Annotated in this window: 24 protein-coding genes, 1 pseudogene and 1 riboswitch; of the genes and pseudogenes, 15 read left to right on the top strand and 10 right to left on the bottom strand. The window is 70.6% G+C overall.

The window, feature by feature from the left end; all coding sequences use genetic code 11:
* The first annotated feature begins 127 nt into the window (after window positions 1-127).
* Window positions 128-847: a thymidylate kinase gene (locus tag AB0J74_RS34235; protein WP_363455793.1), complete on the top strand. Its 720-nt coding sequence runs from the start codon at window positions 128-130 to the stop codon at window positions 845-847.
* On the opposite strand, the gene AB0J74_RS34240 is transcribed toward AB0J74_RS34235, so the two are convergent.
* The gene (locus AB0J74_RS34240) at window positions 777-1,457 is read right to left on the bottom strand and encodes an SDR family NAD(P)-dependent oxidoreductase (RefSeq protein WP_363455796.1); all 681 of its coding nucleotides are present in this window, start codon (window positions 1,455-1,457) and stop codon (window positions 777-779) included. The genes AB0J74_RS34235 and AB0J74_RS34240 overlap by 71 nt on opposite strands.
* A 74-nt stretch (window positions 1,458-1,531) precedes the next feature.
* Between AB0J74_RS34240 and AB0J74_RS34245 the strand changes: the two genes are divergently transcribed.
* From AB0J74_RS34245 to AB0J74_RS34265, 5 genes are all read left to right on the top strand, one after another.
* On the top strand, window positions 1,532-2,545 hold the full coding sequence (locus AB0J74_RS34245) for an NAD-dependent epimerase/dehydratase family protein (protein WP_363455798.1): 1,014 nt from the start codon (window positions 1,532-1,534) through the stop codon (window positions 2,543-2,545).
* 53 nt (window positions 2,546-2,598) lie between these two features.
* Window positions 2,599-3,504, top strand: a complete 906-nt coding sequence (locus AB0J74_RS34250; protein WP_363455801.1) for a MurR/RpiR family transcriptional regulator — start codon at window positions 2,599-2,601, stop codon at window positions 3,502-3,504.
* A complete protein-coding gene (locus tag AB0J74_RS34255; RefSeq protein ID WP_363455803.1) occupies window positions 3,501-4,412 on the top strand; it encodes an N-acetylmuramic acid 6-phosphate etherase in 912 nt (303 codons plus the stop codon). The genes AB0J74_RS34250 and AB0J74_RS34255 overlap by 4 nt, the downstream gene beginning before the upstream one ends.
* A 405-nt stretch (window positions 4,413-4,817) precedes the next feature.
* Window positions 4,818-5,741: a sigma-70 family RNA polymerase sigma factor gene (locus AB0J74_RS34260; protein WP_363455859.1), complete on the top strand. Its 924-nt coding sequence runs from the start codon at window positions 4,818-4,820 to the stop codon at window positions 5,739-5,741.
* A 74-nt stretch (window positions 5,742-5,815) separates the two neighbouring features.
* Window positions 5,816-6,790, top strand: coding sequence for a hypothetical protein (locus tag AB0J74_RS34265; RefSeq protein WP_363455806.1), 975 nt, complete (start codon window positions 5,816-5,818; stop codon window positions 6,788-6,790).
* On the opposite strand, the gene AB0J74_RS34270 is transcribed toward AB0J74_RS34265, so the two are convergent.
* A complete protein-coding gene (locus AB0J74_RS34270; protein WP_363455809.1) occupies window positions 6,742-7,200 on the bottom strand; it encodes a hypothetical protein in 459 nt (152 codons plus the stop codon). The genes AB0J74_RS34265 and AB0J74_RS34270 overlap by 49 nt on opposite strands.
* A 438-nt stretch (window positions 7,201-7,638) precedes the next feature.
* Window positions 7,639-8,595 (bottom strand): NlpC/P60 family protein, encoded by a 957-nt coding sequence (locus AB0J74_RS34275; RefSeq protein WP_363455812.1) that lies wholly within the window; start codon window positions 8,593-8,595, stop codon window positions 7,639-7,641.
* A gap of 7 nt (window positions 8,596-8,602) precedes the next feature.
* Window positions 8,603-8,736: riboswitch (cyclic di-AMP (ydaO/yuaA leader) on the bottom strand.
* Window positions 8,737-9,292: 556 nt separating this feature from the next.
* Here AB0J74_RS34275 and AB0J74_RS34280 point away from each other — a divergent pair.
* Window positions 9,293-9,802 carry a DUF6232 family protein gene (locus AB0J74_RS34280; protein WP_363455815.1) on the top strand — a complete coding sequence of 170 codons (510 nt, stop codon included), beginning with the start codon at window positions 9,293-9,295 and terminating at the stop codon, window positions 9,800-9,802.
* 174 nt (window positions 9,803-9,976) lie between these two features.
* On the opposite strand, the gene AB0J74_RS34285 is transcribed toward AB0J74_RS34280, so the two are convergent.
* The 3 genes from AB0J74_RS34285 to AB0J74_RS34295 all read right to left on the bottom strand — a co-directional run bounded on the left by AB0J74_RS34285 (window position 9,977) and on the right by AB0J74_RS34295 (window position 11,752).
* A complete protein-coding gene (locus tag AB0J74_RS34285) occupies window positions 9,977-10,396 on the bottom strand; it encodes a Scr1 family TA system antitoxin-like transcriptional regulator (protein ID WP_363455817.1) in 420 nt (139 codons plus the stop codon).
* Between the two features lie 132 nt (window positions 10,397-10,528).
* Complete coding sequence (locus AB0J74_RS34290; protein ID WP_363455820.1) at window positions 10,529-11,434, bottom strand: helix-turn-helix transcriptional regulator; 906 nt, start codon at window positions 11,432-11,434, stop codon at window positions 10,529-10,531.
* 117 nt (window positions 11,435-11,551) lie between these two features.
* On the bottom strand, window positions 11,552-11,752 hold the full coding sequence (locus tag AB0J74_RS34295; RefSeq protein ID WP_363455822.1) for a DUF397 domain-containing protein: 201 nt from the start codon (window positions 11,750-11,752) through the stop codon (window positions 11,552-11,554).
* Window positions 11,753-12,011: 259 nt separating this feature from the next.
* Between AB0J74_RS34295 and AB0J74_RS34300 the strand changes: the two genes are divergently transcribed.
* A complete protein-coding gene (locus AB0J74_RS34300; protein WP_363455862.1) occupies window positions 12,012-12,218 on the top strand; it encodes a DUF397 domain-containing protein in 207 nt (68 codons plus the stop codon).
* Here AB0J74_RS34300 and AB0J74_RS34305 read toward each other — a convergent pair.
* Entirely contained in the window at window positions 12,208-12,537 is a 330-nt protein-coding gene (locus tag AB0J74_RS34305) for a DUF3817 domain-containing protein (RefSeq protein WP_363455825.1), read from the bottom strand. The genes AB0J74_RS34300 and AB0J74_RS34305 overlap by 11 nt on opposite strands.
* A 508-nt stretch (window positions 12,538-13,045) precedes the next feature.
* Window positions 13,046-13,240: pseudogene (locus AB0J74_RS34310) on the bottom strand (hypothetical protein); the annotation flags it as partial.
* Between the two features lie 99 nt (window positions 13,241-13,339).
* Here AB0J74_RS34310 and AB0J74_RS34315 point away from each other — a divergent pair.
* The 3 genes from AB0J74_RS34315 (at window position 13,340) to AB0J74_RS34325 (ending at window position 14,960) form a co-directional block, all read left to right on the top strand.
* Window positions 13,340-13,600, top strand: a complete 261-nt coding sequence (locus AB0J74_RS34315) for a DUF6158 family protein (protein WP_363455828.1) — start codon at window positions 13,340-13,342, stop codon at window positions 13,598-13,600.
* Window positions 13,597-13,794: a hypothetical protein gene (locus tag AB0J74_RS34320; RefSeq protein ID WP_363455831.1), complete on the top strand. Its 198-nt coding sequence runs from the start codon at window positions 13,597-13,599 to the stop codon at window positions 13,792-13,794. Before AB0J74_RS34315 ends, AB0J74_RS34320 begins: the two co-directional genes overlap by 4 nt.
* 248 nt (window positions 13,795-14,042) lie before the next feature.
* A complete protein-coding gene (locus AB0J74_RS34325) occupies window positions 14,043-14,960 on the top strand; it encodes a redoxin domain-containing protein (protein ID WP_363455864.1) in 918 nt (305 codons plus the stop codon).
* 66 nt (window positions 14,961-15,026) lie between these two features.
* Here AB0J74_RS34325 and AB0J74_RS34330 read toward each other — a convergent pair whose 3' ends face one another.
* Entirely contained in the window at window positions 15,027-17,477 is a 2,451-nt protein-coding gene (locus AB0J74_RS34330) for a transglycosylase domain-containing protein (protein WP_363455834.1), read from the bottom strand.
* Between the two features lie 149 nt (window positions 17,478-17,626).
* Here AB0J74_RS34330 and AB0J74_RS34335 point away from each other — a divergent pair, with 149 nt between their 5' ends.
* Both AB0J74_RS34335 and AB0J74_RS34340 read left to right on the top strand, forming a co-directional pair.
* A complete protein-coding gene (locus tag AB0J74_RS34335; protein ID WP_363455837.1) occupies window positions 17,627-18,028 on the top strand; it encodes a YidB family protein in 402 nt (133 codons plus the stop codon).
* Window positions 18,025-18,312, top strand: coding sequence for a GlsB/YeaQ/YmgE family stress response membrane protein (locus AB0J74_RS34340; protein ID WP_363455840.1), 288 nt, complete (start codon window positions 18,025-18,027; stop codon window positions 18,310-18,312). Before AB0J74_RS34335 ends, AB0J74_RS34340 begins: the two co-directional genes overlap by 4 nt.
* On the opposite strand, the gene AB0J74_RS34345 is transcribed toward AB0J74_RS34340, so the two are convergent.
* Entirely contained in the window at window positions 18,302-19,723 is a 1,422-nt protein-coding gene (locus AB0J74_RS34345; protein WP_363455842.1) for a metallophosphoesterase, read from the bottom strand. The two genes, AB0J74_RS34340 and AB0J74_RS34345, sit on opposite strands and share 11 nt — an antisense overlap.
* Window positions 19,724-19,764: 41 nt before the next feature.
* Here AB0J74_RS34345 and AB0J74_RS34350 point away from each other — a divergent pair, with 41 nt between their 5' ends.
* On the top strand, window positions 19,765-21,057 hold the full coding sequence (locus AB0J74_RS34350; protein ID WP_363455845.1) for a pitrilysin family protein: 1,293 nt from the start codon (window positions 19,765-19,767) through the stop codon (window positions 21,055-21,057).
* On the top strand, window positions 21,054-22,403 hold the full coding sequence (locus tag AB0J74_RS34355) for a pitrilysin family protein (protein ID WP_363455848.1): 1,350 nt from the start codon (window positions 21,054-21,056) through the stop codon (window positions 22,401-22,403). Before AB0J74_RS34350 ends, AB0J74_RS34355 begins: the two co-directional genes overlap by 4 nt.
* Window positions 22,404-22,530: the final 127 nt, after the last annotated feature.

The raw sequence follows: 22,530 nt of genomic DNA on the forward strand, positions 1-22,530 counted from the left end.
CTCCCGTCATGTCAGGAACCATCCCCGTACCCGTGGGTCCAGGGCCTCACACCTGTAACGAGGGTGATTGCTGGCGGTTCATCCCATTGGTCACCCGGCGTGCCCCCGCCCGCTACCGTTGTCCGGCATGGCGGGTAGCAGGCGGCTGCGGACGGTCGCGCTGGTTGGCATCGACGGGTCCGGCAAGACGACCCAGGCCAACCGGCTGGCGGTGGTGCTCGCCGACGCGGGAGTGCCGGCCACCTACCGGCAGAACGCCGGCGGGCGGGCCTGGTTCGGCCACTTCGCCCGGCGGGTCGGCCGGCCGGACGGGCCCGGCCTGTTCGGCCGCCGCGGGATGCTGCTGGTCGAGTCGGTGCTGCGCTGGCTCGCGATCGCCCGCACCTGCCTGCGGTCGGCGTTCGGCGGCGAGCTCGCGGTGATGGACCGCCACGCCGTCTGCCAGTACGTCAGCATCCGGGCCCATGCCGGCGGCCGGGGCGAGCGGTTCGCCCGGTTGGCCTACGGGCTGTTCCCGGCGCCGGACGTGACCGTGCTGCTGGCCATCGACCCGCAGGACGCGTACGCCCGGATCGAGGCCCGTGGCACCGACCACGAGAGCCTGGCCTACCTGACCGCCGCCGACGCGGCCTACCGGGCGCTGCCCGAGGCTGCCGGCTTCCTGGTGGTCGAGGCCGGCGGGGCACCGGACGAGGTGACCACGGCGGTGCTGGCCGCGCTCCGGCCGCTGCTGCCGCCGCTCGCGCTGCCGCCGGACCTGGACCCGGGCGGGCCGGTCACGCCCGTCCGTACACCGGAATCGCCGCACCGCTCGTCGGCGCCGACTCGTCGCTCGCCAGGAACCTGATCACCGCCGCGATCTCGGCCGGCGGCACCCACTTGCTGAAGTCGGCGTCGGGCGACTCGCGGCGGTTGGCCGGGGTGTCGATCACGCTCGGCAGCACCGCGTTGCTGCGCACGCCGCGGTGCTTGTAGTCGGCCGCGACGCCGTTGGAGAACGCCAGCACCGCCGCCTTGGACAGCGCGTAGGCACTGCCGGTGGCGAACGGCGCGAGGGCCGCGCGGGCCGACAGGCAGACCACCGCGCCGCCGTGGCGGAGCAGGTGCGGGAGGGCCAGCGAGGTGGCCAGGAAGGTGGGCCGCACGTTGAGCGCCAGCAGTCGCTCCACCTCTTCCACCGAGGTCTCGTGCACGAGCGTGCCGCCGCCGTAGCCGCCGACCAGGTTGACCACCGCGCGCAACGGCGCCTCCGGATCGGCGGCCGCAGCCTCGACCGCGGCGCCGACCGCGGCCGGGTCGGTGAGGTCGGCTGCGACCTCGACGACCTCGGGGCGGCCCGTCTCCTTGGGGCTGCGCACCGGAGCGAGGACCCGCCAGCCGGCGCCGGCGAACTCGTCGACGACGGCACTGCCGAGCCCGCCGTGTGCGCCCGTCAACAGCACGGTTCGACCGTTCATGGGCCCACCGTATCCGTTCCGCTGTCAGTGAAAGCCTCTGTTCAGGCGCGCCACACCCGCCGGATGATCGGGCGATGCGACTTCTCGTACTCGGTGGAACGGTCTTTCTCGGTCGTGCGGTGGCCCGGCTGGCGCAGGCGGGCGGCCACGACGTGACCTGCCTGGCCCGCGGCAGCAGCGGCGACGCGGTCCCGGGGGTGCGCTTCGTGACCGGTGACCGCGACCGGCCCGACGGACTGTCCGCAATAGACGGTGAGACCTTCGACGCGGTGGTCGACGTCACGGTCCGGCCGAGCCACGCCCGGCACGCCGCCGCCGCGCTGGCCGGCCGGGTGGGCCACTACTCGTTCGTGTCGACCTGCAACGTCTACCCCGACGACGCCACCCCCGGCCAGCGTGCCGACACCGCCAAGCTGCACGATCCGGCGCCGCCGGAGGTCGACAACCCGCGCGACGATCAGATGGACATGTACGGGCCGTGCAAGGTGGCGTGCGAGAACGCGATCCGCGACGGGATCGGTGGCGACCGGGTGCTGCTCTGCCGGGCCGGGTTGATCGTCGGCCCCGAGGACCGCAGCGACCGGTTCCCCTACTGGGTGGCGCGGATGCGCCGGGGCGGCGAGGTCCTGGCGCCCGGTGCGCCCGACGAGTCGGTGCAGTTCGTCGACGTCGACGACCTGGCCGAGTGGCTGCTGCTGGCCGCGTCCACGGGGCTGGCCGGCGCGTACGACGGGATGGGTCTGCCGATGCCGCGCGAGCGGTTCCTGACCGAGATGCGCGACGCGCTGGCCCCGCCCGGCACCACGCTCACCTGGGTCGACCAGGACTTCCTGGTCGAACACGACGTGCGGCCGTGGTCGGGGGAGCGGGCCCTGCCGCTCTGGCTGCCCTTGCCCGAGTATGGCGGCTTCCTGACCAGGGACACCGCCCGCACGGTGGAGGCCGGTCTGCCGGCGCGCCCGATAGCCGAGACGGCCCTGCGTACCGCCCACTGGATGGACACGGCGCCGCAGGACGTGAAGCCAGGCGGTTTGTCGGCCGAAGACGAGGCGTTCGTCCTGCGCGAGTGGCACGCGCGGTCGGTGTGACCGCCCGTGGCGGGTAGTTGACGGCGCTCGGCGCGTGAAAGTAAGTTTCATGCGTGGCGAAGACAGCGAAGGTTTCTGCGATGCCCGAGCCGGGCCTGATCGTGCAGATCAGTGGCCTGCTCCCGGCGCTGTCGCCAGCCGAACAGCGGGTCGCCCGGCTCGTCGTCGCCGACCCGGCCGACGCGGCCCGGCGCACGATCACCGACCTGGCGACGGCCGCGGAGACCTCGGAGGCCACGGTCATCCGGTTCTGCCGCTCCGTCGGCCTCGAAGGCTACCCCCAGCTGCGGATCCGGCTGGCCGCCGAGGCCGCTCGCCGGGTCGAGCCGCTGGACGCGCGGGTGGTCGGCGGCGACATCCCGCCCGGCGCCGACCTGACCCAGATCATCGCCACGATCGCGTTCAACGACGCCCGCGCCGTCGAGGAGACCGCGCAGCAACTCGACCCCGAGGTCTGCGAGGCGGTCGTCGAGGCGCTCAACGGCGCCAGCCGGATCGAGATCTACGGCGCCGGGGCGAGCGGTTTCGTCGCCTCCGACTTCCAGCAGAAGCTGCACCGGATCGGCCGCACCGCCTATTACTGGCCCGACGTGCACACCGCGCTCACCTCGGCCGCGCTGCTCGGCAAGGGTGACGTGGCGATGGGCATCTCGCACACCGGCACCACCGCCGACGTGCTCGACGTGCTCGACGTGGCCCGGTCACGCGGTGCCGTCACGGTCGCGCTGACCAACTTCCCGCGGTCGCCGATCGCCGACGTGGCCGACCACGTGCTGACCACGGCCGCGCGGGAGACCACCTACCGGTCCGGCGCCACCGCCAGCCGGCTCGCGCAACTCACCGTCGTCGACTGCCTGTTCGTCGGCGTCGCGGCCCGCAACCGGGCCAAGGCCAGAAAGGCGCTGGAGGTCACCGCGGAGGCGGTGCGGGCCCGCCGGGTGACGCGGCGGCGCGGGTGAGCGGTCCCGAGGTGGTTCGCGTCGCGGCACCGACCGAACGCCGCAACCCGTCCTCGTACGACCTCGACCTGTTGCCGACCCGCGACGTGCTCCGACTGATCAACGACGCCGACCAGACCGTGCCGGGCGCGGTGGCCGCCGTCCTCGACGCGGTCGGTGCGTGCGTCGACCTGGCCGTCGACGCGCTGCGGGCCGGGCGCCGGGTGCACTACTTCGGTGCCGGCACGTCGGGCCGGGTCGGCGTGATCGACGCGGCCGAACTGCCGCCGACGTTCGGCACGCCGGTCGACTGGTTCTGCCCGCACCTGGCCGGTGGGCGCGACGCGATGTGGGGCGCGGTCGAAGACGCCGAGGACGACATCGCCGGGGGCGCCCTGGAGGCGCGGACCTGCGTGCAGCCGGGGGATCTGGTGGTCGGCCTGGCCGCCTCCGGGCGTACACCCTATGTGTTGAGCGCGTTGCGTGCGGCCCGTGCGCTCGGCGCCCGCACCGCACTGGTCGCGGCCGACCCCGACGCCGCGGCCCGTGACGAGGTCGATTTGTTCATCGGTCTCGACACCGGCCCGGAAGTGGTGACCGGGTCAACTCGGATGAAAGCCGCGAGTGCGCAGAAACTGGTGCTGCACGCGTTTTCCACGACCGTGATGGTGCGGCTCGGCCGGGTCTACTCGAACCTGATGATCGACCTCTCGGCGACCAACGCGAAGTTGCGCGGCCGCCTGATCTCGATCCTGATGGAAGCGACCGGTTGTCCGGAAGCCGACTGCACGCGTGCATTGACCGGCGCCGACGGAGACCTGAAGACCGCGCTGGTGTCTCTGGTCTCAGGTGCTGCCGTCACGGAAGCCCGCGCGGCCCTCGCGCGTTCCCACCAACAGGTTCGGGAAGCCATCGCACTGCTCGCGTGAGCCATTTTGGGTGATGTCCGAGTGAACCGTGGCGCTCTGTGGTGCGTGTCACTACGCAGTGACGCGAATCGCATCCGCGCAGTGGCCTACGTCGCTGCGGGGACACGGCCGGAAATGGTGTGATAAATAGGGCGCGCGGTAGGCCAACGGCGGCAGGTACGCGACCCGATCCTCAAAGCCTGAGAGCCAGCAGGGTGAATATGACACTCACTCTCAGGAAGCACTCAGGCATTCGTGACAGTTTCGACTCGCAAGACGGAATCCCCGGAGCGTCTCAACTGTTGTGTAGGTGTCAGCACCGATGGGCACCTCGCGAGTTACGCCGGGGAGGGGCAGGTCGGTGTGGAACACGAGAACGTTGGGGTAACCGAGGGGACAGTGGGCAACGTGGAGAACAACATCGTGATGCGCACGGACGAGGTCGCCGAGGAGCGCGACCTGGTCGGCGTCTACCTGCACGAGATCTCCCGGACGCCGCTGCTCGACGCGGCCCGTGAGGTTGAGCTCTCCAAGTCGATCGAAGCCGGCCTCTACGCCGAGCACCTGCTCGAAGTGGGCGAGGCTCGCGAGGGTGTTTCGCGCGAGGAGTTGGAGCGGCTGGTCGTCGAGGGTGACCGGGCCAAGGACCTGTTCATCCGCGCCAACCTGCGGCTCGTCGTGTCGATCGCGCGGCGCTACGTGCGGTCCGGCATGCCCATGCTCGACCTGATCCAGGAGGGCAACACCGGCCTGGTCCGCGCGGTCGAGAAGTTCGACTACGAGCGCGGCTTCAAGTTCTCCACCTACGCCACGTGGTGGATCCGGCAGGCGATCAGCCGGGCCATCGCACAGCAGGAGCGCACCGTGCGACTGCCCGTGCACCTGGTGGAAGACGTCAACCGGATGCGCAATGTGGCCCGCCAGCTGACCCGTGAGCTCGGTTCCGACCCGGAGCCCGAGCAGATCGCGACGGCGCTCGGCGTGCCCGTCGAGCGGGTGCACGAGCTGGTCCGCTGGTCGCAGGACACGGTCTCGCTCGACACCCCGGTGGGCGACGACGGCGACACCAACCTCGGCGACCTGGTCGCCGACCAGGACGCGCCGTCGCCGGAAGACGTCGTGCTCAGCACGCTCGAGCGGCAGCGGATCGAGAGCCTGCTCAACCACCTCGACGACCGTTCGGCCGGCATCATGCGGGCGCGCTACGGGCTCGAAGACGGGCGCGAGCACTCGCTGACCGAGGTCGCCTCGCGGTTCTCGCTCTCCCGGGAGCGGATCCGGCAGCTCGAGATCCAGGCGTTGGGTCGGCTGCGTGAGCTGGCCCGGGCCGAGGGTCTGCAGGCCGCATAGCTTGACCTGAAGCGGCTGGCGTCCGGTTGGACGCCAGCCGCTTTTTGTCGTACCCGTGCGGGAGCCTTGCTCGCATGACACCTACCGTGGTCCATCGGGCGGTCCTGCCGGCCGCCCCGCCCTACGAGTTCGCCCTCAGCGTTCGCGCGCTCGAGGGCTTCGCGCCGATGGCCGGCGAGCATCAGGTCACCGGCGGCCCGGTGCGCCGGGCGTTCGCCCATCCCGACCCCGCCAAGGCCGCCGCGGGGGCGGCCGTGGTGGCGCAGGTCGGTGCGGCGCCCGGCGGCGTGCAGCTTTCGGTGCTGGCCTCGGCGCCCTTGTCGGCCCCTGAGACGGTCGCGGTCGAGCAGACCGTCGCCAACTGGCTCGGGCTCGCCGACGACCTGCGCGGGTTCCATGCGATCGCCGCCGCCGATCCGGCGATGGCGCCGCTGCTGCGGGTGGCGCGCGGGCTGCACCAGGTCCGCTTCCCGTCGCTGGCCGAGGCGACCGTCTACTTCACGCTGACCCAGCGCAGCACCCAGTGGTTCGCCGGTGCCCGCCGGCGCCGGATGGCGGCCGAGCTCGGGCCGTCGCTGGTGGTCGACGGCGTGGTCTTCCACGCCTTCCCGTCGCTCGAGATGGTGGCCGGGCTCGACGACGAGACCCTGCTCGGCTACGCCGGCAACGCGCAACGGGCCACCCGGATCCGCGAGGTGGCGGCCGGGGTGGCCGGGCTGGGCGAGACCTGGCTGCGGGTGGCGCCCTACTGCGACGCCCGCACCGCTCTGCTGGCCGTGCCCGGCGTCGGCCCCTTCACCGCCAACGCGCTGTTGCTGCGGGCGCTGGGCCGGCCCGACGAGGTGCCGCTGGAGATGCGGCAGTTCCGGCTGGCGGCCGAGCAGGTCTACGGCACGCCGCCGCCGACGCCCGACGAGTTGCGGGCCCGCTACGGTCCGCACATCGGCTGGTGGTCCTACGTCGCCCGCACGGCGTCGGGCTGGCTCGCGGAGCCGCGGCCTCAGGCGGTCCGCGAGATGGTCAGGTCGAGTCCCTCGCCGGGGTCATAGGTCCATGACGCGGTGAAGCCCGGCCAGGTGCCGTCCTGGCGGCCGTCGCTGGGCCGGGTGGAAAACATCTTCTCCTTCACCGACTCGGGCACCTTGGCCTGGTCCAGCACGCACTCGAGGCTGGTCAGGCTCAGACCGCTCTTGTCCTTGGTGCCCGTGCTGTCGACGAGCAGCCGGGCGCCGTCGCCCTCGAGGCGCGTGCCGTTGGCCGGCGCGTCGCACGTCTGCTGCGTCTGCGCAAGGAGGTTGGTGGTGTCCGCCTGATGGTCACTGTCGCCGGGCGCGAGCGCGACGGCGGCCGCCCCGATCACGGCGAGGAGGAAGACCGCCCCACCGCCGATGACCAGGGCCGTTCGCCGCGTCCGCCGCGACTGGTCATGCTCCGGGATCTGGTCGAGGTCGTGGTCCACGGTCGTCTCCTCGGTATCGGAGCCGCCGGGATTTCCCCGATCGTCCTAACCCGGCCGGCTGAACCCCGCAACGACCGTGTGCCACCGCTGGTTACGCCGGCGACCCGGCCCGGGCGGCGCGCACCGCTGTCGGCACGGCGGTGCACCGCGGTCAGCACGGCTGTCGGTAGGGCGGCGCACCGCGGTCGGCATGGCGGCGGACGGCTGCGCACGGCGGTCGGTACCGCCGCGGACGGCGGCGCACGGCGGTCGGCATGGGGGCACAGCGCGGCATGGCGGCGCACGGCGGTCGGCATGGGGGGCACGGCGCGGCATGGCGGCACACGGCGCTCGGCGCGGCGGCGCACGGTGGTCGGCATGGCGGTGCACCGCGGTCGGCACGGCGGCGCACTGCGCTCGGTACGGCGGCGCGTACCGCGCCGCCGTGCCGGATCGCGCTTAGCGCACGCGGCCGTAGCCGTATGGCGTCATCATGTCGACGGACGACAGTTTGACCGTCTCGCCGAAGGTCGGCGCGTGGATCACCTGGCCTCCGCCGACGTAGAGGGCAACGTGCCCCAAACCCTCGTAGAAGACCAGGTCACCGGCCTTCAGATCGCCCCGCGAGATGTGTGCGACCGTGTCCCACTGCATCGCCGCGTTGTGTGGCAGTGACTTCCCGGCCGCTCGCCATGCCGCGAGGGTCAGACCGGAGCAGTCGTAGCCGTCCGGGCCGTCGGCGGCCCAGACATAGGGGGTGCCGATCGCGTTGTAGGCGAACGTGACCGCGACACCGGCCTTGCCCGACACCGACGGGATCTTGCCGCTGTAGGCCGACCCGCTGGAGGTGGCCGAGCCGTACGCCTCCTTGCGGAGGTCGTTCAGCTTGTCCAGGTCCGCTTCGATCTTCTTCTTGCGGGCCTGCAACTCCTTGGCCTGCGCGTCCTGCTGGGCGCGCACCGTGGTGAGCCGTTCCTGGTCGGCGTTGAGCTGGTCGCGCGTCGACCGGAACGCGTCGATTTCGGTCTGGCGCTCGCGGGTCAACGCGTCCAGTGCCGACATCCGGGACAACAGCGTGTCGCTGTCACCCAGCAGCGCGGTGGCGGTGCTCAGCCGCCCCGACGTGTAGGCCGCGACGGCGATGTCGCCGACGTCCGCCTGCGCGTCGTCGAGCTTCTTCTGGAGTGGGGCCAGGCGGTACGCCACCTTGCCCGCCTCCGTCTTGGTGGCTTTCGTCTCCTCGTTGAGCTTGTTGTAGGCCTCGACGACCTTCTCCAACTCGGCGGACGACTTGTTGATCTTCTGTGTGAGCTCACTGGCCGACGGTTCGGCCGACGCTGCGCCCGCGGGCACGGCAATCGCGACCGCCACGGCGACCAGCACGAGCGCACGCAGCGACATCCGTGCTGACGACAAAGGCAGACCCTTCTTCCGCAGCCGCCTACCGGGTTAGCTGTCGGGTTCGGGCGGGAAGGACGCCCTACCGCGCAAACTCTGCGCGGATTCACCCCAGTGCTCGGTTGGGTCCCCGATTCACCTTGTTGGCCCAGGTCGTCATGGGCGCCCGGGGGAACGGGCGCGGCACGGGCCGGCGATTCGGCGGCACCGGCGCGGTGCCATCCGGGGGGATGGCTGAGGACCACACCGGCGCCCCACCGTAACCCCGCGCCCCATCTGCACAAAGCGCTGCACGGGCGAACTGCGCCCTATCGGCTGAATGATCCGCGCCGAAAGCGGGACACCTCACGCCGCCGGGCCGGCAACCAGCGCCAGCGCGCCACGCGTTGATGCTGGTCGGTCACCCTGGGCAACCAGTGCTGAGGTGGAGGAGGTTTGTCGCAATTTCCGGGTCCCGCTCACGGGAGTCAGCGGGCATACCGCCCCCAACCTGGGTAAACACCCGGCCACACCGCCGCCGGCCGCATCCCGATGTGCCAGGTGGCCGATTGCGGCACTTCCCTCGACTAGCTTGCGTTTCGCACAATGGCAGTAGAGCTTTCCGCCGCTCGTCAGCTGAGGCTCTCCGCGGATCAACGCGACCTGCCTTCGTCGAAGGCCGATCGGGAACGGCACGTCACACAGCCCGGCACCACGGAGCTGCTGGAGGCACCCCGTGAACGCAACCCGCCCCCAACCCATCAGCTCGGCCAGCCCATCGCCGACACCGCTCTACCGGCAGCCCGGCATCCTCGTCACCAGCGAGGCCTTCGTGGTGGCCGGGCGGCGGTTCCCGGTTCGCGACCTGTCCAACCTGCGCACGGCACGAGGCCCGCACGACCGCTTGACCATGCGGTCGGTGCTGGTCACCGGCGCGATCCTGGGCAGCGTCGGCATCGCGCTGAGCTTCAGCGGCGCCCGGCTGAGCCCGACGGCGTTCCTCCTGCTGGGCGCGGCCGCGTTCGTGCCGATCGCGCTGGTCTCCTTCGGCCACCGGATGCGCCCCCGCGCCTACGAACTGTGGGGCGACTACCGCGGCATGACCGTGCTGCTGTTCAGCTCCGACGAAGAACGCGAATACGGCCAGGTGACCCGCGCACTCCTACGGGCCCAGGAAGCAGACCGCATGGGCGGCATGGGCTCCCCGGTGTCCAACGTGTTCTCCGCCAACCTCTACCCCTGGTAGCAGACCTTCCGAATAGAGCGTCCGCACGGCGGGCGGGCGCGGGTCGCCGGCGAATTCCCTAGAGTTCGCCGGCGACCCTTTTCCATCGGCGCCATTGGTTGTCATGTGTACCCTGCGTGCATGCGGGACTCCTCACCTGACCTATGCCGGCGCACCCCAGATCATCCATGGCCGTCAGCACCCCATCCTTCGTTGGCTCGACCGCCTCGCTGACGCCGGCCTGCCGCTTTGTGCGGTGGTGTTCCCACCGGTCTTCGCCCTGATCGACGAATGAGCCAGCGAAGCCGGGTCCACATCGTCTCTCTCTTCACCGATCACGCGATGGATCGTCGGCTCGTCGAGCAGAACTGAGATCCGCGGTGGAAACGCATGGTCGAGGATCCCTTTCCGACGAGTCGGCCGGATCGCCAGCCGGTCCTCGCGGCTGAGATTCACACTCCGTCTCACGAGGTTGGGGGCGCCGTGCCTGAAGTATTGGTGCGTCTGAAACAAACCTGGGATCACGATCGTCCCGTACGAACTTGGAGTTCGCTCCACATTCGAGGCCTGCAAAGGTGGGAATACCGTGCCGAACGTCCGCGGGAGAACGACCACCAGGTTCGCTCGCGGGCCACGCTAGTCAGACCGGCCAGGCCGGCGCGCGTACCCATCGGCCGGCGACAACCGGACTGCTCGACGAACGCGACGTCATGCACCCGGAACCGCAGGTAACCGCAACCGAGGAACCTAGAGTTCGCCAGCGACCTTTTCGATGAAGGACAGCGAGTCGATTTCGCTGAGGGCGCCGGAGCGCAGCCAGGCGAACTCTTCGTGATAGGGCGCGGTGTCGACGGGGCGTTCGAGGAAGTTTTCCAGTAGGGCGCTTTCCAGGTAGACCACGTCGCCGTCGGCTTCGTCGGGGAAGCCGAGGATGACGAAGGAGCCGGCAGATGTCGTCGCGCCGGCAGAGAACGGAACTATCTGGATGGTGATGTTGGGAGCCGAGGCCAGCGAGACCAGATGTTCGAGCTGGTCGCGGTGGACCTTGGTGCCGCCGATCACGCGGCGCAGGACGGCCTCGTCGAGGATGATGTCGAACTGGGGTGGGTCGTCGCGGCCGAGGATCTCGGACTTGCGGCGCATGCGGACCTCGATCCGCGCGTCGACCTCTTCCGGGCGGACCTGGCCGGGAGTGCGGTGGGTGATCACGGCGCGCGCGTAGTCGGGCGTCTGCGCCAGGCCGGGCATCACGCTCGACTGGAAGCAACTCATGGCCGACGCCTCGGCCTCGAGGCCGATGTATTGCGCGTAGTGCGCCGGGATGGCCGATCGGGCGTCTTGCCACCAGGGCTTCTGTCTCGCCAGTCGGGCGAGCGCGATGAGTTCGTCAGCCTCGGGAGTGCCGTCGATGCGGTAGAGGTTGAGCAGCGCGCGGACGTCGTTGGTGGAAACACTGACGCGGCCGGTCTCGATGCGGATCAGTTTGCTCAGCGACCAGTCCATCGCTTCGGCGACGTGTTCCTGCGTCAGCTTGGCCTTATCCCGAGCCGCCTTGAGAGCCGTGCGCAATCGGCGCCGGCCTGCAGTGGGCCCTTGGACCGTCGTCACGCCCGCCTCCGGGAGATGTGGTCTCAGGCTGGCCATCTGGCACATTGCGATAAGCCAGGTTGCACCTTGCCAAGCTTACACCTGTCGATAGACCTTCGGCCATCCACTATGTATAAGTGCGGCACGCCGGCTCGAACGGCCGGCGTGCCGTGTTCCGGAAACTCAGCGAAGGTCGAACTCGCCGGCCGCCACGCCGGCGATGAAGCCACGCCAGGACGGCGCGTCGAAGGCCAGCCGGGTGTCTGGCCGGTTGGAGTTGCGCAGGATCGCACCCTCACTGACCGTAGCGACCTCGACGCAGTTGGTCGCTTCGCAGCGTGAGCTACGACGGAAAATGGGCATGGTTGTCTTGCTGTCGGACATCAGGATCTCCGCAGGCTCGGTGCTTCTCTAGGGCACAAAAAAGCGCGGCATGCGGGATTGCCACAGAGGGCCGCGCCAGGATAGGAACTTAGCGGTCAAGCGTCCACAATGGAAGATGAAGCGCTCAGATGCTGCGATTTTTTATCCCATTGGGATGAAGATCGCGCGAGTGAAAAGTGAATCACCGTGAGTGATCGCGCTCATGGTGACGGTCACTCTTCGCAGTGTGACCTTCGTGTGCGAGATTCTATTGATGGGCATGACTCTCGCCTGGCATCGCAGCAGTCACTGCGAATCAAACCAGTGTGTTGACGTGGCGGTTACGGCCGACGGCGTGCTCGTTCGGGGGAACCTCGGCGGGCCGGTCTTGCGATTTCAACCGGAAGCGTGGCGCGCCCTGTGCGCCGCGCTGAAGTCAGCCGCGCTGACCCCAGCCGCGCCGACGACGCCCGGGCTCAGGACGTGACGGTGACCGGCTCGGCGGCCTCGCTGCGCTCCCGCGCCCACTGGCTGACCTTGCGCTCGGCGTAGAACGAGACGAACGGGATCGTGCCGGCCAGCATCACCAGCAGCATGCGGCCGATCGGCCAGCGCGCCCGGCGGCCGACGTCGAAGACCGCCACCAGGTAGACCATGTAGAGGAAGCCGTGTGCCGGGCCGACGGTCTCGACCACGGTCGAGTTGTCGCCGATGTATTTCAGCGGTATGCCGACCGCCACGAGGATGACGAGCACGACACCGACGACGTACGCGATGATCCGGTATCGGGTTAGGGCTGCGCGCATGGTGCGGGGGGATCCCTTCTGATCAAGCACGACCGCGACGGCGGCCCGGGTATTGGGCGGCCTTCGCGCCCGGGTTGGCGTTGAGCCAGGCGAGATAGTCGTTGTATTCGTCGAGCGCGGGGTCGGCCGGGTCCGGGGCGGTGGCGACCGGCTGCCGGCGCGGCACCATGACCGGCCGGCGGAAGCCCGACCCGATCTTGGGCGGGCGGGTGCCCAGCACGGGCGGCAGGGCGGCGACCCGCCTCGGGCCGGGCGCGGACGGATCGCCGGCGGAAGGATCGGCAGCGGACGGATCAGCAGCAGAAAGAGAAGCGGCAGACGGATCGGCAGCAGAAAGAGAAGCGGCAGAAGGATCGCCAGCGGAAGGATCCGCGGCAGAAGGATCTGCGGCAGAGGAAGCGGCGCCAGGGGAAGCGGCGTCAGGGGAAGCGGCGTCAGGGGAAGCGGCGCCAGACGGAGCGGCGCCAGACGGAGCGGCGGGGTTCGGTACCACTGGCGTGCCCAGCGCCTCACGGATCTCGCGATACCAGAGGAACCCCACGAACCCCGCGAACAGCGGCCATTCGATCGCGTACCCCCAGCTGAGCGCGTTTCCCGCGGAGGCCCGGGAGACCTGCCACCAGCCCAGCCCCAGGAAACCGCCGATCAGGACGACCGCCAGCGCATGCTTCGCGAGCATCGGTGGGGTGACCAGACGCCTCATGTCCAACGAGGGTACCGGCGCTCGCTGAGGACTCCGACGCGGCGTCGTAGTAGGGGTGAATCTTGGTTATGCCGCGCCGGAAATGGGCAGTATCGAACCATGACCGAATCTGAGTCCGTGGACGTCGAGATCGTCGGCGAGGACGTCGGGGTGGACCCGGCCGACCTCTCCGACGACGACCTGATCCGCGAGCTGCACAGCCTCCACCGGACCCGGCTCGACACGCTGCGGCACGGCTCCGACCCGGCGCTGGCCAACCACCTGCGGCGCACCGCGGAGCTGGAGACCGAATACCTGGCCCGGCACCCAGGCCGCGAGGTCGACCCGCACCGCCTTCGCGACGGCGCGGAGGTGGAGTGACCCGCGAGCCGCTCGGCCGGGCGGCCGGCGATGTCACCGATGCTGACGACGGCGCTGCTGACGATTTCGCCGTCGAGCACGAGGACACCGCCGTCGACAAGTCGATCACCAGTGGGCGTGACCGGCACCGGCGCGAGTCGGAGAGCCCGCACGGCTGGGCCGGTCTGGAAGCACGCGACTGGTCCGGAAACTGATCCCCGCGGGCCGGGAATGATCCCGGCCGGGCCGCCGTTGAGTGAACTGTCGGTGTGTCCAGTGTCCCCGGGCCTCACCTAATTGCCTTCGCGGAATACCGTCCGGCTGGAGCCGCGTCGTGCCACTCGCCGAGAGGCGACCTGCACACCGACGCCGAAGCGCCGCCCCCGGCTTTCGAGCCGGGGCGGTGTTTTCCGTATGACCCCGAAGCCATCGACGGCCGTTCTACCCTGGCCTGGTGCTCACGATGCCACCGCTGAGCGGTGCGACCGAGTGGCTCAACTCGCCGCCGCTGGGCCCCGAAGACCTGCGCGGCCGCGTTGTGGTCGTCGATTTCTGGACGCTGACCTGCATCAACTGGCTGCGCACCGAGCCGTGGATCCGGGCCTGGTCGCGGGCCTACCGCGAGGATGGCGTGGTCGTCATCGGCGTACACACGCCGGAGTTCGGTTTCGAGCACGGTGTCGACGGCGTGCGGCAGGCGGTCGCCGACCGTGGGATCGACTACCCGGTCGTGGTCGACAACGACTACGACGTCTGGAGCGCGTTCGACAACCACTTCTGGCCGGCGCTCTATTTCGTCGACGCGGGCGGGGTGATCCGCGACTACCACTTCGGCGAAGGGCGCTACGCGGAGTCGGAGCGCACGATCCAACAACTGCTCGGCATCAAGCGCGACCTGGTCGACGTCGTCGGGCAGGGCGTGGAGGCCGAGGCCGACTGGGACAGCCTGCGGACACCCGAGACCTATCTGGGGTACGCGCGGGGCAGCGGCATCGCGGCCGACGGCGCGGCGAGCGGGTCCTACGCCTTTCCGACCTTCCTGGACTTCAACCAGTGGGCGCTCGACGGCGACTGGACGATCGGCCGCGAGGCCCTCCGGGTCGACAGCGGCGGCGGTCGGATCGCGATCCAGTTCCAGGCCCGCGACGCGCACCTGGTGCTGGCGCCCGGCCCGCGGTCACCGATACCGTTCCGGGTCTTCCTCGACGGCGAGCCGCCCGGCGAGGCGCACGGCGTCGACGTCGACGCGGACGGCAACGGACTGCTCCGCGAGGGTCGCCTCTACCAACTCGTCCGCGAACCGGGCACCGTCCGGGAACGCATCCTGGAGATCACCTTCGCGGAACCCGGCGCCGAGGCCTACGCCTTCACGTTCGGCTGACCGCCGGGCCCGCGGCGGCGACCGGCCGAGCACCAGTCGTCGGGCTCCTGCCGCACCGCGCGGGCGTCAGTTGCGCGGGAAGAGGTTGTCGAGCAGGTCGCCGGCCGGGGTGTCGCCGTTCGGTCTGTTGTCGTTGTTCCGGTCGGGGCCGTTCGTGGGCTTGTCGGTCTTCGCCGGACCGCCGCTGATCTTCAGGGTGATCGTGGCGCCTTCGACGCTGCGGCGGCTGGGCTCGCTGTAGGCGACCGTGCCCTCGGCGCAGTTGGACGAGACCGGGACCGAGTCGACCTTGACGTCGAAGCCGGCCTCCTGGAGGCGGGTGCGGGCCGTGTCGACCGAGGAGCAGGAGACGTCCGGGATCGTCTTCTGGTTGCCGTAGGCCGTCTCGCGCGTCGGTGCCGGGAAGTCGACCTTGGGTTTGCCCTTCATCGCGTCCGCCAGCGTCTCGTACACCGCCGGGTTGATCTTGTTGTGGTCCATGCTTTCCGGGGTTTCCGGGTAGTCCGGGTCGGCCATGATGCCGGCCACCGCGAGCGACGTCGTGGTGACCACCAGGCTGGCGGTGCGGTTGCTGTCGGTGGTGCCGGTCTTGCCGGCCACCGGGTGGTCGACCGTGTCGTGCACGCCGCGCGCCGTCGCGCCCTTGCACTCGTCGAACGCGGACTGGTCGCCGACCGGGCAGCGGGCCATGTCGATCGCGGCCCGGGCCACCTCGGTGCTCACCGCGCGGTTGCAGTTCGGCGCGCCCGCGTCGATCTTGGCGCCGGAGAAGTCGACGATCTGCTCGACCGGCGTCGGCTCGCAGTGCGAACCGTCAGCGGCCAGCGTCGCGTACGCGTTGGCCAGGTCGAGCGGGGTGGTCGCGGAGACGCCCAGGGTGAACGAGCCCCAGGTGTCGGCCTGCTCCTTGTCGGCCGCGTGCGCCGCCTCCGACGGGGCCAGGAACCGGATGCCGAGCGCCTTCGCCGCCTGGATCGTGTTGTAGGCGCCGGCCTGCTCCTCCAGCGGCACGAAGTAGGTGTTGACCGACGCCCCGAAGGCGCTCCACATGTCGTGCAACCCGGCCATGGTCGAGTTGTCGTTGGTCGGGCAGTAGCGGGGGATGTCGGAGCAGCTGCCGGGCTCACCCTGGGGCGCGTAGTAGCCGGACCGGTAGACCTGCTGGGCCTGGATCTCGGTGGCCAGCGGCATGCCCTTCTGCAGCGCGGCCACGGCGGCGAACATCTTGAACGTCGAGCCCGCCTGGTAGCCGTTGACCCCGCCGCCGCCGGTGATCAGCGGGTTGGTGGTGATCGGGTAGGTGCCGCGCACGCCGCGCTCGGCCTCGGCCGGGTTGCTGTGCGGCTTGTTCTTGGGCTTCGACGCGTTGTCGATGCCGAAGATCCGGTTGGTCGCCAGCGCCCGGACCCGGCCGGTGCCCGGCTCGACCGCCGCCACCATCAGCGCTTCCTTGTGGTTGACGCTGAGCTGGTCGGTCACGTTCTTCTGGGCGGCCTTCTGCACGGCCGGGTCCAGCGACGTGGTCACCCGGTAGCCGCCACCCCGCAGCCGCCGCTCGCGGTCGTAGGTGGTGCTGCCGAACGTCTCCTGGTCGAGCCACCAGCGCTGGAAGTAGTCGCAGAAGAAGCCGTAGTCGTTGGGCTTGGTCGCCGTGCAGCCGTTGTTGGGCGACTTGCCGACGAACGTGAGTTCCACCTTCTTGGCGTCGGCGGCCTGCTTCGAGTTGATCGCGCCGGTCTTGACCATCTGGTCGAGCACCCAGTCGCGCCGTTCCAGGGTCTGCGGGCGCTGGCCCTCGTCCAGCGGGTCGTAGACGCTGGGCGCCCGGATCACCCCGGCCAGCAGGGCCGACTCCGACAGGTTGAGCTTGTCGGGGGTCTTGCCGAAGTAGTAGGTGGAGGCGGCGTAGATGCCGTAGGTGCTGTGGCCGTAGGGCGCGAGGTTGAGGTAGCGCTCCAGGACGCCGTTCTTGCCGAGCTCCTTGTCGAGCGCGAGCGCCTGCCGGCTCTCCTTGATCTTGCGGCTGGTGCTCTTCTCGGTCGCCTCGACCACCTGCTGCGGGTCGGTCGCCGAGTAGGTCGCCAGCATCCGGACCAGCTGCATGGTCAGGGTCGAGCCGCCCTGCTGCGCGCCGGTCGCCTTGTTGACCACCACGGCCCGGGCCAGGCCGCGCACGTCGACCCCGTTGTGCCGGTAGAACGCCTGGTCCTCCGCCGCGACCAGGGCCTGCGGCACGGTCGGCGCGATCGCCTGGAGGGGGACGTCCTTGCGGTTCTCGTCGTAGAAGGTGGCCAGCACGGTCTTGCCGTCGCGGGCGAAGACCTGGGTGGCCTGGGGTGCCTGCTTGACCTTGAAACTGGCCGGCAACTCGTCGAACGAAACCGCACCGGCCTTGGCGATCAAGCCGGACGCCGCCGCGAGGGGGAACGCGGCGGCAGCGACGATCACGCCGGAAAGCACTCCGACCGCCGCCAGCGTGGCGACGTTGCGAAACCGGCTGTTTTCGTGCGCGTGCATGCGACCCCCGGGGTGTTTGGCGTGTATTGGACCAGACGCGCCAAACGCCCGTGCGGTTGCGGGTCGGGATGCGTGAATCCGGTCACCGTTGGTCCGACACGCGGCCTAGCCTGCATATGAAAGGGGCAAATGCCAGATATGGAGCGGGGATGGATCTGGACCAGATCAACAAACTGGCCGAGAACGACGTCGTCCGCCGGCTGCTGCAGAGCGTGCTCGGGCGCGCCGGTGACGGGCTCGACCTGAATCGGCTGCTCGACCAGCTCCAACAGGGCGGGCTTCAGCAGCAGGTCTACTCCTGGATCCAGATCGCACCCAACCGGGAGGTCACCGGGCCGCAGGTCCGGGACGCTCTCGGCGCGGCGAACCTCGACGCGGCGGCCAAGGACGCCGGCATCTCGCCGGAGCAGGCCGCCGACAAGCTCTCCGAGGTGCTGCCAGAACTGGTCGATCGGGCCAGCCCGTCCGGCGTCTTGCCGGACGCCACGACGCTGCAGGACGCGATGAGCCAGGTCCTGGGCGGCGAGACGAGGGAGGACCACCCGTCATGATCGGCATCCTGCTCTGGGCGATCATCGGTGGCGCGATCATCGGTGTGCTGGCCCGGCTGATCCTGCCCGGCCGGCAGAACATCTCCTGGCTGGCGACGATCAGCATCGGCTTCATCGCCGCCCTGATCGGCGGCGTTGTCGCCGACTTCCTCGGTGTCGGTGAGACCCGCGGCATCGACTGGATCCGGCACGGCATCCAGATCGGCCTGGCGATCCTGTTCGTCTGGATCTTCACCCGGCTGGCCACCCGCGACGCGGCGAAACGGAACCAGATCAGCCGCTGATCTTCAGCGGCAACTCGTCGAACAGCACGACCGGACCGTCGGGCTCGCGGGTGTCGAACCGGTAGGAGCGGACCACCCCGTCGGCCGAGTCGAGCACGGAGAAGACGGTCACGTCGTCGTCGGCCACGAACGGCAGCGGCGTGCCGGCGGCGTCGCGCAGCGGCGCGACCGTGGGCAGCACGGGCGTGAGCCCGCCCGGGTCGCCGCGTTCCGGGAACGCGCCGTAGGAGTTGCCGACGTTGGAGGTCTCCAGCCAGTTGACCCCGGCCGCGTCGCGGAAGCGGTTCCACAGGTGCGAGTGGCCGTTGAGCACGAGGTCGACGCCGGCGGCCGCGAACAGCGGTGCGAGATCACGAAAGACCACGTCATCGTGGATCGGGTACGCGTACCGCACGGCCCCGCCGGAGACGAGTTTCACCGGATCGGCGTACGCCGGGACGCAGTGCGCGCCGAGCCCGTGGCTGCCGTGGTGGAACAGCACCACCCGGAACCGGGCCGCGCGGGCCGCAGGCGAGGCCAGTTCGCCGGCCAGCCAGGCGTGCTGGGGCGAGCCGGCGTCGACCCGCTCGAACAGGAACTGTCCTCCTTGCGGGTCGCCCGTCCGGTCCGGCGGCTCCAGGTAGGTGTTGATCTCGTCGCGCCACGCCCGGGTGACGAACAGGGCGACCACGAACACGTCGCCGACCGTCCGCGACCACCAGCGGGGGCCGGCCGGGCCGCGGGGCACCGGGAACAGCTCCTCGTAGGCGGCGGTGTCCCAGGCGTCCGGGGCCGGGTCGTCGAACCGGGCCTGGAGCGTGCGGTGGCGGGTCCGGCGGCCCATCACCTCGTGGTTGCCGATCGCCGGGAACAGCGGGGTGTGCTGGAGCAGCGGCGCGCCCCGGTAGCGCCGGCCGCCGATCTCCGTGTCGGCCCGCCCGGTCATGCTCTCGAAGAACCCGCGCCCGGTCGGGTGCTCGAACCAGTCGGCGGCCCGGGCCGGCACGCCGACCATGTCACCCGCGAAGAGGACACCGTCGAGTTCGACACCGACCGTCTCGGCGACCTTGGCCAGGTTGGCCGGCGTGTTACGCCACATCTGGTGGTCGCTGGAGAGCAGCAGCCGGACCGGCCGGTGCCGGGGCACGGCGGGCGCCAGGGTGTAGGTCTTCGACTCCGTCACCGCGCCGTCGGCGAAGACCGATTCGACGCGGTACGGTGTGCGGCCCGCCCCGAGCCCGCGCACGTCCGACCAGTGTCGCCACACGGTCGCGCGTATCCCCTCGTCGTCGAAAAGACTGACCAGCGCGGAGCTGGTCGCTTCGACGCGCCGGTCGCCGAGCCGCACCGCGCCGCGCGCCGGCGCCGCGGTGTGCCAGAGGACCTGCACCCCGTCGTCGGATGGGTCGAGGAGATAGGGCTCGCTGTGCACCGGACAAGTATCCCGGTCCGCTGATCCGATAACGTCGTTCCATGTCCGAGACGGGTTATCCCTGGCCGATCGAGACCACCCGGCTCGCCAACGGCATGCGCGTGGTGGTCAGCGAAGACCGCAGCGCTCCGGTCGTGGCGGTCAACCTCTGGTACGACGTCGGGTCGCGGCACGAGCCCGACGGCCAGACCGGGTTCGCCCACCTGTTCGAGCACCTGATGTTCGAGGGCTCGGTCAACGTGCCGAAGACCGAACACATGCGGCTCGTGCAGGGCAACGGCGGCTCGCTCAACGCGACCACCAACCCCGACCGGACCAACTACTTCGAGACGATGCCGGCCGAGCATCTGGAGCTGGCGCTCTGGCTCGAGGCCGACCGGATGGGCGGGCTGGTGCCGGCGCTGGTCCAGGAGACCCTCGACAACCAGCGCGACGTGGTCAAGAACGAGCGGCGGCAGCGCTACGAGAACGTGCCCTACGGCGACGCCTGGCTGCGGCTGCTCCCGCTGCTCTACCCGCAGGGGCATCCCTACCATCACCCGACGATCGGGTCGATGGACGACCTCAACGCCGCCGAGCTGGGCACCTTCCAGGCGTTTCACCGCACCTACTACGTGCCCGACAACGCGGTGCTGACGGTGGCCGGCGACGCCGCGCCGGCCGAGGTCTTCGCGCTGGCGGCCAAATACTTCGGTGGGCTGCCAGCGGGCGAGCCGCGCCCGCCCGCGCCGGTCGGTTCGCTCGACGGCTGGGCCGGGCCGGTGTCCTCGGTCGTGGCCGGTGACGTGCCGGCGCCGCGGGTCTACCTCGCGCACCGCACCTATCCCTACGGCACGCCGGAGTACGACGCCGTCACCGTGCTGGCCACCGTGCTCGGCCAGGGCCGCGGTAGCCGGCTCTACCGGCTGCTCGCCGACGGTGCCCGGCTGGCCCAGCCCGACACGGTCTCGGCTTACGGTGTCGATCTCGCGAATGCGCCGGCCCCGCTGATCATCTCGGCGACGGCGCGTCCCGGCGTGACCGCCGCCCGGCTCGGGGCGGCGCTGGCCGAGGTGGTCGACTCGCTGGCCTCCGAGGCGGTGACCGACGAGGAGTTGGCCCGCGCGCAGGCGCTGCTGGAGACCGACTGGTGGACGGCGGTGGCCAGTGTGGACGGCCGGGCCGACCTGCTCGGCCGCTACGCGACCCAGTTCGGCGACCCCGCCCTGGTCGGTTCCCGCCTGCCCGGCTGGCGCTCGGTGACGACGTCGTCGTTGGCGGCGGTGGCCCGTGAGGTGCTCAGACCCGAAGATCGGGTGACGCTGGTGTACGAGCCGTTGGAGGACGTGGCATGACGCAGCTCATCGCACAGCGCCCGGAGCCCGGCACGCCGCGCCCCTACCGCTTCCCACCGGTCGTCCGCCGCTCGGTCGCCGGCGGCCAGGTGGTCGCCGCCGACCTGCCCGGCCACAACCTGGCCGTCGCCAAGCTGCTGCTCGACGCCGGCGGCGGCCGCGAGATGATCGGCGTCGAGGGCGTCGCCGAGGTGCTGGCCAAGGCGCTGGAAGAGGGCACGGCGCAGCGGTCCGGCACCGAGTACGCCATCGCTCTGGAGTCCCTCGGCACCGACCTGTCGGTCTCGGTCGACTGGGACTCGTTCGCCGCGACCGTGCAGGTGCCGGTGGCGGCGCTGCCGGCGGCGGTCGAGTTGCTCGCCGAGGCGATGCGCCGCCCGCTGCTGTCTCCTGACGACGTGTCGCGGGTGCGCGACGACGAGGCCGAGTCACTGCGGCAGTACTGGGCCAACCCCGGCCCGCGTGCCGACGCGGTGCTGCGGCTGGACCTGTTCGGGTCGGAGGTGCGGCACGGGCGGCCGCTGTCCGGCGACCCGCGCTCGGTGGCGGCGCTGACGGTCGACGACGTGGTCTCCTTCCACCGCTCCTGGTTCGCCGCGCCCGGCACCCTGCTGGTGGTCGGCGACCTGTCCCGGATCGACCTCGACGCGCTGGGCCGTGCGGCCTTCGCCGGGGCGTCCTCGCCCTCGCCGGTGGTCGGTGATCCGTTCCCGGTCGGCGCGCCCGGGTCGCGGCGGATCGTGCTGGTCGACCGCCCCGGGTCCGTGCAGTCGACGCTGCGGCTCGGGCACCCGGCGCCGCACCGGGCACACCCCGACTACGTGCCGATGACGTTGGGCGCGATCGTGCTGGGTGGGGCGTTCACGTCGCGGCTCAACCACCTGTTGCGCGAGGTGCGCGGCTACACCTACGGCATCCGCTCCGAATACGGCCTGTCCCGGCGCTTCGGGCGGTTCGTGGTCAGCGCGGGCGTGCAGACGGCCGTCACAGCGCCCGCGCTGGTCGACGCGGTGGGCGAGATCGCCCGGACCCAGGGCGACGGCGTCACCGAACCGGAGTTGGCCGTGGCGCGTGACTGGCGGGCCGGGCAGCTGTCGGTCGGGCTGCAGACGCCGCGGGCCTACGCGAGCGCCCTGACCACGTTGGTCGTCCACGACCTGCCCGACGACTACCACGCCCGCCTGCGCGAGTCCCTGCTGACCGCGACGGTCGACGAGGTCTCGGCGGCGACCGCCGCCCACCTGAACGCGGAAGGGATCACGCTGGTCGTCGAGGGCGACGCGGAGGTCATCCGCGGCGACCTGGAGGCGACCGGCCTGGGCGACGTGGTGGCGGGCGGGGTCTAGGCCGTGTCCTGATCGGCAGGACACGGCCTAGGTGTACTGCCCAGGCAGGTTGGTCGAGGTTGTGTGACGTCGGAGTGTGACGTTGCTGGACGGGTGAAGGCCTCCGGTTGTGGAGTGGAGCTGTCTA

The sequence above is a fragment of the Asanoa sp. NPDC049573 genome (assembly GCF_040676615.1).
Taxonomy (GTDB): domain Bacteria; phylum Actinomycetota; class Actinomycetes; order Mycobacteriales; family Micromonosporaceae; genus Asanoa.